This window comes from Metabacillus sp. cB07 (genome assembly GCF_016839225.1).
Lineage (GTDB): Bacteria > Bacillota > Bacilli > Bacillales > Bacillaceae > Bacillus_P > Bacillus_P indicus.
Genome location: NZ_CP069296.1, coordinates 2,215,549 through 2,228,120 on the forward strand (window position 1 = coordinate 2,215,549; position 12,572 = coordinate 2,228,120).

The 12,572-nt window shown below is 44.8% G+C and carries 9 protein-coding genes; 1 reads left to right on the top strand and 8 read right to left on the bottom strand.

Annotated elements, in window-relative coordinates; genetic code table 11:
• Window positions 1-5: 5 nt before the first annotated feature.
• The 3 genes from JOJ89_RS11080 to JOJ89_RS11090 all read right to left on the bottom strand — a co-directional run bounded on the left by JOJ89_RS11080 (window position 6) and on the right by JOJ89_RS11090 (window position 3,800).
• Entirely contained in the window at window positions 6-1,793 is a 1,788-nt protein-coding gene (locus tag JOJ89_RS11080) for a S9 family peptidase (RefSeq protein ID WP_029566356.1), read from the bottom strand.
• Between the two features lie 131 nt (window positions 1,794-1,924).
• Window positions 1,925-2,680 carry an STAS domain-containing protein gene (locus JOJ89_RS11085; RefSeq protein ID WP_203287380.1) on the bottom strand — a complete coding sequence of 252 codons (756 nt, stop codon included), beginning with the start codon at window positions 2,678-2,680 and terminating at the stop codon, window positions 1,925-1,927.
• 76 nt (window positions 2,681-2,756) lie between these two features.
• Window positions 2,757-3,800 carry a C45 family autoproteolytic acyltransferase/hydrolase gene (locus JOJ89_RS11090; RefSeq protein WP_203287382.1) on the bottom strand — a complete coding sequence of 348 codons (1,044 nt, stop codon included), beginning with the start codon at window positions 3,798-3,800 and terminating at the stop codon, window positions 2,757-2,759.
• 134 nt (window positions 3,801-3,934) lie between these two features.
• Between JOJ89_RS11090 and JOJ89_RS11095 the strand changes: the two genes are divergently transcribed.
• Window positions 3,935-5,071 carry an NADH-dependent flavin oxidoreductase gene (locus JOJ89_RS11095; protein ID WP_203287384.1) on the top strand — a complete coding sequence of 379 codons (1,137 nt, stop codon included), beginning with the start codon at window positions 3,935-3,937 and terminating at the stop codon, window positions 5,069-5,071.
• A gap of 90 nt (window positions 5,072-5,161) precedes the next feature.
• Here the strand turns inward: JOJ89_RS11095 and odhB are convergent, their stop codons facing one another.
• The 5 genes from odhB to JOJ89_RS11120 all read right to left on the bottom strand — a co-directional run bounded on the left by odhB (window position 5,162) and on the right by JOJ89_RS11120 (window position 12,548).
• Window positions 5,162-6,427, bottom strand: coding sequence for a 2-oxoglutarate dehydrogenase complex dihydrolipoyllysine-residue succinyltransferase (odhB, locus tag JOJ89_RS11100; RefSeq protein ID WP_029566361.1), 1,266 nt, complete (start codon window positions 6,425-6,427; stop codon window positions 5,162-5,164).
• 2 nt (window positions 6,428-6,429) lie between these two features.
• Window positions 6,430-9,270 carry a 2-oxoglutarate dehydrogenase E1 component gene (sucA, locus tag JOJ89_RS11105; RefSeq protein WP_203287387.1) on the bottom strand — a complete coding sequence of 947 codons (2,841 nt, stop codon included), beginning with the start codon at window positions 9,268-9,270 and terminating at the stop codon, window positions 6,430-6,432.
• Between the two features lie 103 nt (window positions 9,271-9,373).
• Window positions 9,374-9,580: a hypothetical protein gene (locus JOJ89_RS11110; protein WP_029280816.1), complete on the bottom strand. Its 207-nt coding sequence runs from the start codon at window positions 9,578-9,580 to the stop codon at window positions 9,374-9,376.
• Between the two features lie 139 nt (window positions 9,581-9,719).
• Window positions 9,720-11,645, bottom strand: a complete 1,926-nt coding sequence (locus tag JOJ89_RS11115) for a vWA domain-containing protein (protein ID WP_203287389.1) — start codon at window positions 11,643-11,645, stop codon at window positions 9,720-9,722.
• Between the two features lie 12 nt (window positions 11,646-11,657).
• Window positions 11,658-12,548 carry an ATP-binding protein gene (locus JOJ89_RS11120; protein WP_029280813.1) on the bottom strand — a complete coding sequence of 297 codons (891 nt, stop codon included), beginning with the start codon at window positions 12,546-12,548 and terminating at the stop codon, window positions 11,658-11,660.
• Window positions 12,549-12,572 lie beyond the last annotated feature (24 nt).

The following is a 12,572-nucleotide window of genomic DNA, read 5'->3' on the forward strand; positions in this document are numbered from 1 at the left end:
TGCTTTTAGAGATGCTGATTCAAGAAATCAGCAATTGCTTTGTATACAAGAATCTCATTTTCTTTTTTTGAAAATCCATGCCCCTCGTCTTCAAGCACGATATAGTCTGTTTTTCTTCCTTTTTGCCGCAATGCCTCTACAATCTTATCAGACTCTGCTTTCACAACACGGGGATCGTTTGCCCCTTGAATCACGAGCATAGGCTTTGTCATGCCGTCAATATGGGTAATCGGTGAAAATTCGATCAGTTTTTCACGGTCGCGTTCAGGATTGCCTACCCACTGATCCATTGCAGGCTTCCAGAATTCCGGTACACTCTCAATAAACGAAAAAAGATCGCTCGGCCCGAAAATATCGACTACCGCTTTGAAGTAGTCAGAGTGACGTCCGTGCAGCAGCAGAGCCATATAGCCGCCGTAGCTTCCGCCCATCAGAAAGATTTTTTCTTTATCAGCAAGCCCTTCCCCGATCAGCCAGTCAATTCCGGCTGTCATGTCAAATCGCGGCCCATTCCCCCAGTCTCCTTCGACCAGTTTTGAAAATGACAGTCCGTATCGTGTTGATCCTCTGAAATTGGGAGCAAAAATGCTGTAGCCGCTTTTCAGAAGATATTGAAATAAAGCCCTGAACGCATTGGTCTCAGCAGATTGAGGACCGCCATGAGGCCAGATAATCATATGGTGGTTGCTTACATCCGCATGTGCCCTATAAAGAGAGGCTTCAATCGTCATGCCGTCAAAGGAAGAATAGGTAACCGTTTCCGGGTTCACCAAATCCTCCGGTGAGAGTCCGGGAACACCATGATTTGTTATTTGGTGCCATGAGTGGGACGGCGTTCTGCTGAAGATATTCAGCGGCATAATAGCAGACTGTCCAAGGAGGAACAGCTTGCCTTCCTTTGTAATTTGCAGTTTGCTGATGCGGTCGGCAGGCACGTCAAGCTGCTCATAGGACTGATCTGACAAATCAAAACAATAGAGCTCATCTTTGACGCCTTTTTCTGCAATGATATAAAACTTGCCTGTAAAAGAATCATATTTCAGAGTACTGCAGTCTTTCCCTTCAAGCTGCAGAACCTTTTCAAAACTCTTTGACGGAAGATGGAATTTTGCCAGATAGGAAAAGTCTGATTCATAGTTCGTCAGAAAATAGAATTCATCCTCAGATATGTAGACAGCATCACTCTGCGTATAAGAGACTTCACTTTCTGGTGCAGCGAGTATGTCTTCTCCGTCTTTTCTAACATAGAGGAGAGATGACGTATTGCTGAAATTCTTTATAAAGACAAAGCTTGTTTCTTGCGGTGATACAGCAAGCAAATAAATTGGCGCATCTGTGCCCTTATGCATCAGTTCCTCTTTTTCACTTTCGATTTCATAGCGGTATACTGCAAGGTTTGTTTCATGGCCATTTTTAGTTGAAGTGTAATACAGCGATGTTTCGTCCTTTGAAAAAAACGGCTGCATATGGCGTTCTCCTTCGGCAATGCGCAGCGGAATCTGCGCACCTCCCTTTTTTGACAAGGCATAAAGCTGCGTATTTTCGTCCCCGTCCCGGTCAAAGCCTGCAAGGATAAATTCCGCCCGGCTGTTATAAGCAAGGCTCCCGCATGCCTGGTTCACAGTGGTAAGTGGATATGGATATTGGTTTGGAAGATCCATCGCCCACAGATTGTAATGACCTCCAATATTTGTACTGAACACGAGCTGATTGGCATCTGGCGAAACGATGAAATCCTGAATGGAAAGCACGTTCAAAAATTGCTCAACATCCGGCTGTTTAAAAGTAATCATTATGTACACCCCTTAAAAAATCATTTCGTGTTCTTATTCGACAAAAAGAAATAAATCCCTCCATTGAATTAGTGTTCAATAACTTTATTATGTAAACTTTATAGACAGACTAAAAGGCCCTTTCCAGGACCTTATTTTTCTTTCATTTGAATAAATCGTAATCCAGTCTGCAAATTGGAAAATGTTTGGATACTGTCCATTGAAACACCGAGATTGATGAGCGTCTGGGCGATCTCAGGCCTGATCCCGACAATCATGCACTGTGCACCGAGGAGTTTTACCGCTTCAGCTGCCTGAATCAGATGATTCGCCACATATGTATCAACAACGGGAACCCCTGTTATCTCCATAATGACGTAACGGCATTGATAGGTTTTCACACTGTGGAGCAGATTTTCGATAATAACAGCAGCGCGTTCATCATGAACTGCACCGATTAACGGAAGGATGCAAACGTCTTTTGAAATAGGGATAATTGGTGCCGAAAGCTCATTAATCATGCTGTCCTGTTTTCTGTATGCTTCATGCCAGCAGTCCGTGCAAATATTCACGAGGTCGGCAATCATCGGATCAAACCAGCTGTCCGTTTTCTCATAGAGCTCATCTGCGATGGCCGAATCCTCCATTGCCTCAATAATTGTGCGTTTAAATTGCTGAATGGACGCGACCAAATACTTTAAGCACTCTTCTTCCCTGAAGTGCCTGTCAATCCACTCTTTAAAGAACTGAACAGCTTCGTTTTCCGATTGGCTGATTTGACTGAAGATGATCTGGAACGTTTTCCGCTTATCCTCTTCCGTTAAAAAATTCGGGCTCGCTACTTCACCTTCCCATCTCTGAAAAAGCAGCTCCTCGTTCCGGTTCATCATGTCAATTACTTGCTGCATATACATTCCCCCAACTTTCTTTGCTCTTGTACCGTACCCTTTGCAGCCTCTCTCTCAAACGCTATGTACAAGCTTTTTAGTAGGGAAATTCTAAATCTGTCTCGATTGTTCCTTTTATTTTCTTCAGGAAGCTGTCCCTTCCGTTCAGCCAATCTTTGAAGTCAATGGAAACAGGCTCCCTGTCTCCCCCTGCACCTATAAGGACCTGGAGTGTTTCAGGTACATATACAGCTGTATGAAGAGTTCCAGCCCAGTTGCCGTACTCTTTTTTGAATATTGCACCATCTGTACGGTTGAAAAAAGCAAAAGCTTCTCTCGGGGTCAGCTCTCTATGAAATTGCCCCTCGATTCTCTTCTTTCTTTGAATCGTTTCTTCAAGACGATGCCTGTTCTCAAAACGTTTATCACCCAATTCAAAATGATTGGTGCAGGCAAGCTTATGTCCTTTTTTAATCTCAACGCCTTTGCTTGAAGCTTCAGCAATAGCCGCATGTCCTGACGAGTCATAGAGGGAGTAATTAAATGCGTGCCGGTGAGGTATTTCTTTCAGCAGCCAAATGGCTTCTTCGGTTGATTTGCACGTATCGAGCACCATTCTTGCAATGCTGCAGCAAATAAACCCGTCTCCAGGCTTCAGACGGTTCACAAAATGATAGCCGACCGCAAGACCTTTATCATTCATACCGTCCATGCGTCCGATCATCCGTGTCGCAAACCCTATGCTTGCATAGGCGGTTTCCGGCTGCCAGATTAAAAACCTGCCTTCGTATGTTTTCGGATGATAATCGTAATTTCTCGCATATATTCCATCCTGCATCAGTGCGCTGCACCCTGACTTTTTCCAGTCTCCCTGATAGCCGCTGTATTCATGGATGACATCTGCAAGAGGCCACTCCATCCCCTCAGATAGTCCTTCAAGCTCCAGCCACAAACCTGGAGCAAAAGATTCCATAAGGCGCTTTGCCTCGCTTAATTCTGTACTGTAGGACTTTGCAGATTTCACGCGTCTCTTTTTATGATTTTCTGAAAGTTTTGATCCCCTGTGTATCTTTCCCTGTTTCATGCCAAGGTCAAAATAAGTGCCTCTTCCCTGGATGATATCCACTTCAATTTTTGTCATATCGATCACTCTCCGTTTCTCTATCATGAATGATTTTAAAAGGAGAAACAAATTCTAATGAGCAGATTTAATGAAATTGTGCTCCACCGCAAGTATCATGATAGATGTACGAAAACATACGGAGGTCGAGAATAATGAATTCAAAGTATAAGCAGCTCCTTCAGCCATTTCAATTTGAGAATGGCGTTCAGTTAAAGAACCGGATTGTGATGGCTCCCATGACAAACTTTTCCTCAAACGAAGACGGCACTGTGACAAAAGCAGAAACGGATTACTATAGCCGCCGTTCAGGCGGACCCGGAATGGTCATTACTGCATGCGCATATGTGACTCCAAGCGGAAAGGGCTTCCCAGGAGAATTCGGCAGTGACACTGACGACATGATTCCTTCTTTAAAACAGCTTGCTGAATCCATTAAAGAAAAAGGCGCAAAAGCCATCATGCAAATCTTCCACGGAGGACGAATGGTCCCCGCTGAACTGGTTCCAGGAGGAGATGTTGTGAGCGCAAGCGATGTGCCGGCCGAGCAGGGCCACCCATCCGGCGAGGCGCCTGTGCCCCGTGCTTTAACAATAGATGAGATCCACTCCATCATCGATGACTTTGGAGAATCAACGCGCCGCGCCATCCAGGCAGGATTTGACGGCGTTGAAATCCATGGCGCAAATGGTTACCTGATTCAGCAGTTCGTATCGCCGCACAGCAATCGTCGCGAAGACGAATTCGGAGGTTCACTTGAGAAGAGACTTGCCTTTCCTCTTGCTGTAGTTGATTCCGTTAAAAAGGCAGCCGCCGAATTTGGAGATGAGAACTTTCTTGTAGGGTACAGATTTTCTCCGGAAGAACCTGAAACGCCTGGGATTACGATGGAAGATACGCTCGCACTTGTTGATGCCCTGAAAGAGAAGAATCTTGATTATCTTCATATTTCATTAATGGAATACTGGTCAGCTCCAAGAAGAGGAATTGATGATACCCGCTCACGTCTTGAAATTATTCAGGAACGGGTTGGTGACAGTGTTCCACTAATAGGTGTCGGGTCCATTTACACTCCAGAAGATGCAGTTAAAGCAATGAATACAGGGGTACCCCTTATTGCACTAGGCAGAGAACTGATTATCGACCCTGACTGGGTACAAAAGATTGAAGAAGGCCGTGAAGATAAAATTGAAACCCGTCTTGATAAACAGGCACAAGATCGTCTTGTTGTTCCTGATCCGCTGTGGCAGGCGATAATAAACACACCGGGCTGGTTTCCTGTGAAAGAATAGAATGAACACAAAAAGAGCATCTTTTGCAGATGCTCTTTTTTGTGAAGTCTATATGGCTTTTCAGTGTTCAGGCTGATTCCGCTTTTCTTCTTAACCTTCGATCAGCAGCGACTCTGGATCTTCTAGAAGGTCTTTAATTGTAGCAAGGAAGCTTACGGCTTCTTTTCCGTCAACGATTCTGTGATCGTAAGAAAGTGCAATGTACATCATTGGGCGGTTTTCCATTGTATCCTTATCGATCGCAACAGGGCGAAGCTGAATTTTATGCATGCCCAAAATGCCAACTTGCGGTCCGTTAAGAATTGGTGTTGACATCAGGGAGCCGAAAACGCCTCCGTTAGTAATCGTAAATGTACCGCCTGAAAGGTCAGCAATTGTCAGCTTGTTTTTCTGTGCTTTACCGGCAAGATCACTGATATCCCCTTCAATTTGGGCGAATGACTTGCGGTCAGCGTCGCGGACAACCGGCACGACAAGGCCTTCAGGTGCAGAGACTGCAATGCCGATATCATAGAATTTTTTAAGGATCAGCTGATCTCCCTGAATCTCAGCGTTGAGAAGCGGGTATTTTTTAAGAGCTGCGATTACTGCCTTTGTAAAGAATGACATAAATCCAAGACGCACATCGTGCTGTTCGAAGAATTTGTCTTTACGGCGCTTGCGGATGTCCATCACAGCGGTCATGTCCACTTCATTAAATGTTGTCAGCATGGCTGCTGTCTGCTGAACTTCCACAAGGCGTTTTGCGATTGTTTGTCTGCGTCTTGACATGCGCTCAACTTCTACCGGCTTGTCAAAAGAATCTGCTGTAACTGCCGGTTTAGCTTCAGATTTAGGAGCAGCTGGAGCCTGCGGCTTAGCTTCAGGTGAATATGCTTCTACATCATGCTTGCGCAATCTTCCAAGCGGATCTCCTGATGGAACCTGGGAAAGGTCAATTCCTTTTTCCCGGGCAAGCTTGCGGGCAGACGGACTAGCAATCGGGCGCTGTGACTTCGCTTCCTGCTGTTCTTGCTTTACAGGTGCAGAAGGTTTCGGCTGCTCTTCCGTTTTCGCTTCTTGTTTAGGCTCTTCAGGTTTTGCCTCAGGAGCTTTTTGCTCATCACTGGCAGAAGCACCGCCGTTTTCATCAATCTCAGCGATCACTTCACCCACTTGAACAGTGTCTCCTGAATCTTTAACAACATCTTTCAGCACACCAGAATAATCAGCTGTCAGTTCAACGTTTACTTTATCGGTTTCAAGTTCAACCAGATATTCCCCTTTTTCAACGTAGTCTCCCGGCTGTTTCAGCCATTGTGCGATTGTTCCTTCTGAGATGGATTCAGCTAATTCTGGTACGATTACTTGTGCCATGATCAAATTCTCCCTTCGTTTTTCCACGTCAATGCTTCAGTCACGATGCGTTCCTGATCTTTTTTATGAACGTTTGGATCTCCCTCTGCTGTTGAAGATCTTCTCTTTCTGCCGATATATTTCACTTTTGTCTGTACTGGCGCCACTTCTCTGAGTTCCGGTTCAATGTATGTCCATACACCCATGTTCATAGGCTCTTCCTGTACCCATACAATCTCTTCTAGAGCTTCATATCTGCCCAAGATGGCTGATATTTCTTTTTTCGGGAAAGGATACAGTTCTTCCACTCTTACAAGGTGAATACTGTCAGCTTTGTTTTCCATTGCGTTCAGTTTGTCCGTTAAGTCTGTCGCAATTTTTCCGCTGCACAGGACAATGCGCTTCACTTCTGAATGGTTCAGGCCGAGTCCTGGCTGTTCAATAACAGAACGGAATCCCCCGCCGCTCATCTCATCTATAGATGAAACAGTCTGTGCGTTACGCAGCAGGCTCTTTGGCGTCATGATCACAAGCGGACGCACTTCCTCGCGCTTAAGCAGAGCTGCCTGTCTTCTTAAAATATGGAAATATTGCGCTGCGCTTGTCAGGTTGGCAACTGTCCAGTTGTTTTCAGCCGCAAGCTGCAGATAGCGCTCAAGTCTGGCACTTGAATGCTCTGGCCCCTGTCCTTCGTACCCGTGAGGAAGAAGCATCACAAGACCTGATTTTTGTCCCCATTTAGCTCTGCCTGCAGAGATAAACTGGTCAAAGAAGACCTGGGCTGCATTGGCAAAATCTCCGTACTGTGCTTCCCATAGCACAAGTGTCTCAGGAGCAAAAACATTGTAGCCGTATTCAAATCCGAGAACAGATCCCTCAGAAAGCGGACTATTATGAACGGCAAATGATACGTTTGATTTACTTAGTTTATGCAGCGGCGCATAAACATTGCCTGTCTCGCTGTCATGCAGGACAAGATGTCTTTGAGAGAATGTGCCGCGCTCGGAATCCTGACCTGAAAGGCGGATCGGTGTTCCGTCTTCAAGGATCGTTGCAAAAGCAAGCGTTTCAGCAAGGGCCCAGTCAGCCTTTTGCTCACCTGCAAAGATGTTTGCCCGGCGTTCTAAAATGCGCTTAAGTTTATCAAACACATGAAAATCTTCCGGCCATTTTACAAGTTCATCATTAATTCTGAGCAAAGCTTCTTTCTCGACAGCTGTTTCAATAGCCGGCAGCCCGTTGATAACGATTTCAGGAAGTTCTATATCATGTACCTGAGTGACTTTTTTAGAAGGCACTTTTTGGTACGCTGCATCGAATTTATCCAGTACTTGCTGATCAATTTCTTCTATTTTTTCTTTCGTTGCATATCCTGCTTCTTCAAGCTTCTTCGCATAAAGAGCCCGCGCAGTAGGATGCTTTCGGATTTTTTCGTAAAGCTGCGGCTGCGTCGTCATCGGCTCATCCATCTCGTTGTGGCCGAAGCGGCGGTAGCCGATCAGGTCGATCAGGAAGTCGCGGTTAAACAGTTTGCGGTATTCGATCGCCATTAAAACAGCTGCAAGACACGCCTCCGGATCATCTGCATTAACGTGAACGATTGGAATTTCATATCCTTTGGCAAGATCACTTGCATACTTGGTGGACCTGGAATCCATGCTTTCTGTCGTAAAGCCGATCATGTTATTTGCAATAATGTGAATGGATCCGCCTGTCTGATAGCCTTTCAGAGAGTTCAGATTCAGTGTTTCCGCAACAATTCCTTCTCCAGGAAACGCTGCATCCCCGTGAATGATAATCGCCATAGACTCTTTTTCGTCCTGTACAGGGTAGCCTGCTGTTTTGCGGTCATCCTGTGCAGCACGCGTATATCCCATGACAATAGGATCTACATACTCCAGATGGCTTGGGTTGTTTGCAAGAGTCAGTCTCGCTCTCTTCGTGCTTTCATCTGTAATCTGTCTGTCAGCGCCCAGATGATATTTCACATCTCCGCTCCAGCCATAGTTAATGCCTACAGAACCTTCTGACGGCACAAGCTCCTTGTTCGGAGAATGCTGAAATTCAGAGAAAATAATTTCATACGGTTTTTTAAGAACATGGGCTAGAACGTTAAGGCGTCCTCTGTGGGCCATCCCTATGTTTACATTGTGCGTGCCTGCGTGAACAGCACCCGAAATGAGTTCATCAAGCATTGGAACAAGCATATCAAGCCCTTCAATTGAGAACCGCTTCTGTCCGACAAACGTGCGGTGAAGGAATTTTTCAAATCCTTCAACTTCAGAGAGCCGGCGAAGAATGGAAAGGCGCTTTTCATTCGTGTGGCTTTTGAAGATTTCTCCTGATTCAACCATTTTTTTCAGCCAGTATTTCTCTTCAAAACGGTGAACATGGGAAAATTCAAACGCAATGGTTTTTGTATAAACTTCTTTTAAGTAAGTAATTGCCTGAAGTCCGTTCGTCACATCCTGCGGTGCATCCGCACACAGAATCGACGCTGGAATTTCTTCAAGATCTGCTTCTGTAAGCCCGTAATCCTTCAGCTTAAGAAACTCTTTTCCAGGGTTTTCAAAAGGATAAATAGAAGCGTTCAAGTGTCCGTATGTGCGGATATCATCAGCGAGCTTGACTGCATAGGCAATCTTCTTCATCTTGTCCGCACTAGGCACGCTCCCTTCAGCCTGAACAGCAACTGATGCTGTCTGCTGCGGTGATTCATCCCAGCCGTTAAACATTTCTCGCAATTCGGCGTCAACCGATTCCGGATCCTGTTTATACTGATCAAACAGTTCCAGGACATAGCCAAGGTTCGGGCCATGAAAATCTTCAAGTCGAATCTTGCGCTTTGTTGTAATTCCTGACATCTTACATTACCCCCAGCAATGGTAGTGAATCTGCTTTCGCGCAGACCCAAATGGATATTATTGTAATATACTATCCTTTCATTCAAAGAATGATAGGTTTGGATTAAAACGCTTCCATTTCCATTTTAACACTCCCTGGCTGTTTTATCAAAGGAGTATCATAAGAAAATTTAAAATAATAGTGAAAAACAAAAATTAATAATGATTCTTCATGAGAATGCAGCCCTAAAATTCGACTCAGGGCAAAAAAATAATCTGTAATCCGACAATAACCCCCATATCTTTTCCAATTTTCTTTTCTTTCAGCCAATTGCACCCTCATATTTAAACCGTTCTCTCTTTTATATGCTTTCCCTTCATAACAGATCCTCTATACAAGGATGAAAATTGTTTAGATTTGAGTATTTCATAATAATGTTTTAAAAAGCGCCTCATGACGAGACGCTTTTTCAGGCATGAATACTTTTTTGAAGCAATTTTTTCAAAACAGGGAACAAGACTTCAGGAAGCGTGTCAATATCAGGAACAACAATGCTGAACTTTCCGTATATGTTCTGTATTGTTTTCTGCTGTCCCTCATCAATTTCGCCGTTCGAAAGGAAAATATTTATTACTTCAATTCCGCGCTTTCTGGCTTGGAGCACCGCTTCATGTGTGTCGATGATCCCGTTCTGTTCATATCCTGAAGCTGCTGGTTCACCGTCTGAAAAAACAAGCATGAATTTTTGGTTCTCACTTCTTTGCATCAGCTGTTTTGTCATATGGCGAATGGCATAGCCGTCGCGGTTATCCTCTTCCGGCTGCAGCTGGAGGATCTCCGGCCCCCTCTTTTTTTGAAGAGACGAACCAAAATCAATGACCGTCTTAAAGTGGTTTGGCTGACTTGTTTCCGTGGCTTCATTTGTATCTTCCCAAAAACCGGTAACTTGATGAACAACAGAGACCGATTTCAGTGCTTCATGAAAAAGAGTAATGCCAAGCTTCGTCTGCTCCATTTTGTCAAACATAGAAGCAGAGCAGTCAACGAGCAGGCAAAAGGCAGCATCAATCTGTGCTGAAGGCTGATTTTTCTTATAGAACAGACGTGGATTATCATCGGTCAGGAGCTTCAGCAGTTTCTTGCTCAATCTCCCTGTATGCAAATCGCTTCTTGGGGAGATTTTTTTATGTTCCAGTGTTTTTTCAATCATTTGCTTTAATTTTTTTTGATAAGGAGCGATGATTTTCTTTTTCTCGCGGTAGGAGACCTGTTCATCAGCAGAAGGCAAGTCCGGGACTGTAAAAACAGGAAAGGCATATTTGTTTTCTTTGCCGAATGCTTCAATTCCGCCTTTTTCCTCTCTGTTTTCTGCATTCTCCAGGGCTTCGAGCTTGGAATAATCGTTTCGGGACGTCTTTTTGGATGACCCCTGGACCATTCCAAGTGCCTGATCTCCGTCATCCCCTTCCCTTACACCTTCGCCAAGCAGGTCTGTTTTCGTTCCCTGCTCAAGATCGAACTGCAGGAAACTTTTCGTTGCTTCGCTTGTTTCGCGGTGCCAGGTTGGAAGCTTGTCTTCATGGACATCTTCATCATCTTCTTCTTTTTCCTGCTTTAGGATATCATCGTTTTTGAGCTTGGATTTTCTCTTCATCTCATCAAATGTCAGCACGGCATCAGCTTCGGCATAATCAAGAACCGGCAGATGAAAGTACATATTAAGCATATCAGCCTCAAGAAGATCCTCGAGCACCTCTGTGACAGAGAGAACGATTTTGCTGATGTCTGCTGTTTCTTTTGCCTCGTAAAAAGAAAGGATCTCTCTTTCTAAAAAGGGAACGGCAAGGTCAATGGACTTGCTTAGAGACGGAAAAACCTCCAGCGGAGAACCTGACGTAGCCTTTAAATAAAATGCGCTGTAAAGAGCATCTGTTAAAATGGTCCGTTCCTGATTTATAATCAGCTGGCTTTTAAAAAACCGCCTGTACATTTCCCTTCTTGCCGCAAAGACACGCACAGTGCCGGGTCTTTCCTTTTTGCATGATTCCTCGAGTCGCAAATCCTCAAGCATGACGAAAAGCTGCTTGGCAAAGCTTGAAAGCGAAAGGTTCTGTGCAGCTTTTACAAAAGTATCTACTGCTTGATAATCCGTATGCCTGCTGCTGCCGATGCTCCGGAGAAATACATCGCTTTTCAGTCCGTTCACCATATCCTTGCGGGGACGGTTGTCCCAGAAATGGCTGATATGAACTTTTTTTGTAAAGGGATCAAAATAGGACTGCACAGCAAATTCAACTTCTGTCTCATCGCTGCGTGTCAGTGTTTTAGCAAGATCCGACAGCTCCATAAAAAGAAAGGAATCTACCCGTTTATCGTTGAATTTAATGTATTTCATGACAAATCCCCTTTATGCAAACAGCGTTTCTGCAATATTACGGATCGCTGCCTTTTCCCTGTCATCTTCAAGTTTTTCGGTAATTCCGCGTGAGATCGCACGCAAAGGCGGAAGATAGACGGCAAGGTCGCATGTATCAATCAAGGCCCGTACTGAAGCGGCTTCTTCTGAAATTTGGCCGTTTTGCACCTGGGACAGTAAATCAGCTGACAAAGTAACAAATTGGGACAGAAGCTTTTCATCAGTCAGCTTCGACTGTGTGCGAAGAACGGATTTCAGCTGTTCTCCCTGAATGTATGGAACTTCTATCACGACAAAACGGTTTTTCAGCGCTTCATTCAGAGGAACCGTGCCGACGTATCCTTCATTGATGGCAGCAACTGTTCCAAAGCCCCCTTCGGCCCGGATGACTTCCCCCGTAAACGGATTCGTGATCATTTTGCGGTAATCAAGCACCCCGTTTAAAATAGGAAGCGTTTCAGGCTTCGCCATATTGATTTCATCTATATAAAGAAGGTGGCCTTTTTTCATCGCATGAATGACTGGCCCCTCTATAAATTCAATCGATGTTTTCGCGCCCTCCTGCGAAATGGTTTTATAGCCAAGAAGTGCCTCGGCATCAAGATCGACACTGCAGTTGATGCTGTGCATCGGCTGTCCGAACAAATTGGAGAGGGTTTCGGCAAGCTTGGTTTTTCCTGAGCCGGTAGGCCCTTTTAATAATACGTTTTTCCCAAGTGCCAGAGCAATCATCGCATCAAACAGGACCGCATCCTCTGAAGGCAAATAGCCTCCTGTTCCGATCAAGTATGAGTCTCCGCTGTTTTTATAGGATTCTGCTCGCTTCCTGATATCTTCCAAAAGCTGCGGCGGAAGGTTCATGGCTTCTAATTGTAAGGTCATTGTAGGTTGTTCCCTTCTCTCGTT

Coding starts and splice junctions, on each gene's coding strand:
- JOJ89_RS11120 (WP_029280813.1), bottom strand. CDS start 12,548: ATGACCTTACAATTAGAAGCCATGAACCTTCCGCCGCAGCTTTTGGAA.
- JOJ89_RS11095 (WP_203287384.1), top strand. CDS start 3,935: ATGAATTCAAAGTATAAGCAGCTCCTTCAGCCATTTCAATTTGAGAAT.
- sucA (WP_203287387.1), bottom strand. CDS start 9,270: ATGTCAGGAATTACAACAAAGCGCAAGATTCGACTTGAAGATTTTCAT.
- JOJ89_RS11085 (WP_203287380.1), bottom strand. CDS start 2,680: ATGCAGCAAGTAATTGACATGATGAACCGGAACGAGGAGCTGCTTTTT.
- JOJ89_RS11115 (WP_203287389.1), bottom strand. CDS start 11,645: ATGAAATACATTAAATTCAACGATAAACGGGTAGATTCCTTTCTTTTT.
- JOJ89_RS11080 (WP_029566356.1), bottom strand. CDS start 1,793: ATGATTACTTTTAAACAGCCGGATGTTGAGCAATTTTTGAACGTGCTT.
- odhB (WP_029566361.1), bottom strand. CDS start 6,427: ATGGCACAAGTAATCGTACCAGAATTAGCTGAATCCATCTCAGAAGGA.
- JOJ89_RS11090 (WP_203287382.1), bottom strand. CDS start 3,800: ATGACAAAAATTGAAGTGGATATCATCCAGGGAAGAGGCACTTATTTT.